The sequence below is a fragment of the Lysobacter sp. 22409 genome, from assembly GCF_052045105.1.
Lineage (GTDB): Bacteria > Pseudomonadota > Gammaproteobacteria > Xanthomonadales > Xanthomonadaceae > Lysobacter > Lysobacter antibioticus_B.
This window is the reverse complement of sequence record NZ_JBQEOE010000107.1, coordinates 1-2,750: the sequence shown is the minus strand read 5'-3', so window position 1 is coordinate 2,750 and position 2,750 is coordinate 1. Positions and strand designations below refer to the sequence as shown.

Below are 2,750 nucleotides of genomic sequence, written 5' to 3'. Positions count from 1 at the left end.
CGCAACGGCACGTTCGAAACCGGCGAGCGCGCCTGCGCCGGCGTCACCGGCAACGGCAACGTGGCCTTGAACTGGACGATCCCGACCGGCGCGACCTATGTCGCCGGCGAAAGCTATGCGCGCCTGCGCCTGGGTTACACGACGTCGCAAGTTCAGAACGCGACCGGCCTGGCCGACAGCGGCGAGGTCGAGGATTACCCGATCACCCTGCTGCCGCGCGTGCGCCTGACCAAAGCCTTGGTACCGACTTCGGATCCGGGCCTGTTCAATCTCTCGGTGGCGCCGGCGTCGGCGACCGCGGTGCAGACCAACACCGGCGCCGTGTCCAACGTCGGCAACGGCGGCACCACCGACTGGGTGCCGGTGCCGTTCGGCACGCTCATCACCGTCAGCGAGACCGCCGGCACCGGCACCAGCCTGAGCAACTACACCTCGAGCATCGCCTGTACCGACCGCTCCGGCGCTGCGGTCACGCTCGGCGCCGCCGGGACCACCCGCACCTTCTCCAGCATGGTCAGCGCACCGGTCGGGCCGCCGACCACGCCGAACAGCGCCAACGCCAACCTCAGCGAGATCAGTTGCACCGCGACCAATGCGCGGCTGCCCACCTTGCAGGTGGTCAAGGTCACCCAGAACGGCGTCGGCACGTTTTCGTTCAGCGGCAGCAACGGCATCGCCAATCACGACATCACCACCGTCACCGCCGGCACCGGCGTGGCCGGCCCGGTGCAGTTGCTGACCGCCGCGAGCACCGTCACCACGGTGACTGAAGCGCCGCTGCCGGTCGGTTATCTGCTCGGCGGCATTTCCTGCAGCGGGCTCGGTGCAGGCGGTAACGCAACCGTCGACCTGCCGAACCGCAGCGTGAGCCTCGATGCCGCGGCGACTGCGGCCGGCAGCGCCATCGTCTGCACCTTCACCAACATCGCCCAGGTCGCGGATCTGGCCATCACCAAAACCAACACGCCCTTGGCCGGCGACAACGACCAGGCCAACGACACCGTGGTGCGCGGCGCGACTACGCAATACACCCTGCGCGTCATCAACAACGGGCCGGTGTCGGTCACGGGTGCCATCGTCCAGGACACGCCGGTCAGTGGCTTGAACTGCCCGGCAGGCAACGTGGTGAGCTGCAGCAGTGCGACCGCCGGCGCGTGCCCGGCCGCTCCGAGTCCGATTCTGATCAGCGATCTGACCGCCGGTGTGGCGCTGGGCACCCTGCCGCTGGGCGCAGTGGTGACGCTCAGCTTCTCGTGCACCGTGCCGTAAGCGGGTCGGCGCAGCGGGCGGTGCGCGAAACCGCTGACCGGACCGCGCGGCGGGTCCGGTCAGGTACGGTCATGAGGTTCGCAGCGATAGCGAAAGACTGAGCCGGCAGAACCACCGTGGCCGACGATCGCAGGGCCGAACCGATCGTGCGAGCTGGCCCTGCGACCGCAAATCTAGCGGGGAAATCTAGCGGGCGGGGCGGAAGTGGTTCCGCTGCGCCGTCATAGCACGGTGCACGAAAACGTCAGGGTCGCGACCGTGCCGACCGACAGCGTGCCCAGCGGTACGCCCGCGGTCAGGTCGCTCATCAGGATCGGGCCCGGGCAGGCGCCGGCGGGCACGCTGCTGCAGCTCACCACGTTGCCGCTCGGGCAGTTGAGTCCCGCACCGGGCGTATCGCGCACCACCGCGCCGGTCACCGACACCGGCCCGTTGTTGGTGACGCGCAGGGTGTATTGGGTAGCGGCACCGCGCACCACGGTGTCGTTGGCCTGGTCGCTGTCGCCGGCCAAGGGCGTGTTGGTCTTGGTGATGGCCAGATCCGCGACCTGGGCGATGTTGGTGAAGGTGCAGACGATGGCGCTGCCGGCTACGGTCGCGGCGGCGTCGAGGCTTACGCTGCGGTTCGGCAGGTCGACGGTTGCGTTGCCGCCTGCCCCGAGTCCGCTGCAGGAAATGCCGCCGAGCAGATAACCGGCCGGCAGCGGCGCTTCGGTCACCGTGGTCGCGGTGCTCGCGGCGGTCAGCAACTGCACCGGGCCGGCCACGCCGGTGCCGGCGGTGACGGTGGTGATGTCGTGATTGGCGATGCCGTTGCTGCCGCTGAACGAAAACGTGCCGACGCCGTTCTGGGTGACCTTGACCACCTGCAAGGTGGGCAGCCGCGCATTGGTCGCGGTGCAACTGATCTCGCTGAGGTTGGCGTTGGCGCTGTTCGGCGTGGTCGGCGGCCCGACCGGTGCGCTGACCATGCTGGAGAAGGTGCGGGTGGTCCCGGCGGCGCCGAGCGTGACCGCAGCGCCGGAGCGGTCGGTACAGGCGATGCTCGAGGTGTAGTTGCTCAGGCTGGTGCCGGTGCCGGCGGTCTCGCTGACGGTGATGAGCGTGCCGAACGGCACCGGCACCCAGTCGGTGGTGCCGCCGTTGCCGACGTTGGACACGGCGCCGGTGTTGGTCTGCACCGCGGTCGCCGACGCCGGCGCCACCGAGAGATTGAACAGGCCCGGATCCGAAGTCGGTACCAAGGCTTTGGTCAGGCGCACGCGCGGCAGCAGGGTGATCGGGTAATCCTCGACCTCGCCGCTGTCGGCCAGGCCGGTCGCGTTCTGAACTTGCGACGTCGTGTAACCCAGGCGCAGGCGCGCATAGCTTTCGCCGGCGACATAGGTCGCGCCGGTCGGGATCGTCCAGTTCAAGGCCACGTTGCCGTTGCCGGTGACGCCGGCGCAGGCGCGCTCGCCGGTTTCGAACGTGCCGTTGCG

At 69.2% G+C, this 2,750-nt stretch carries 2 protein-coding genes; one reads left to right on the top strand and one right to left on the bottom strand.

Annotated elements, in window-relative coordinates; all coding sequences use genetic code 11:
* On the top strand, positions 1–1,269 hold a 1,269-nt coding region (locus ACTJJK_RS23170), incomplete at its 5' end, for a prealbumin-like fold domain-containing protein (protein WP_440731367.1).
* Positions 1,270–1,490: 221 nt separating this feature from the next.
* On the opposite strand, the gene ACTJJK_RS23165 is transcribed toward ACTJJK_RS23170, so the two are convergent.
* Positions 1,491–2,750, bottom strand: a 1,260-nt coding sequence (locus tag ACTJJK_RS23165) for a prealbumin-like fold domain-containing protein (protein ID WP_440731366.1), incomplete at its 5' end; no start/stop codon positions are given.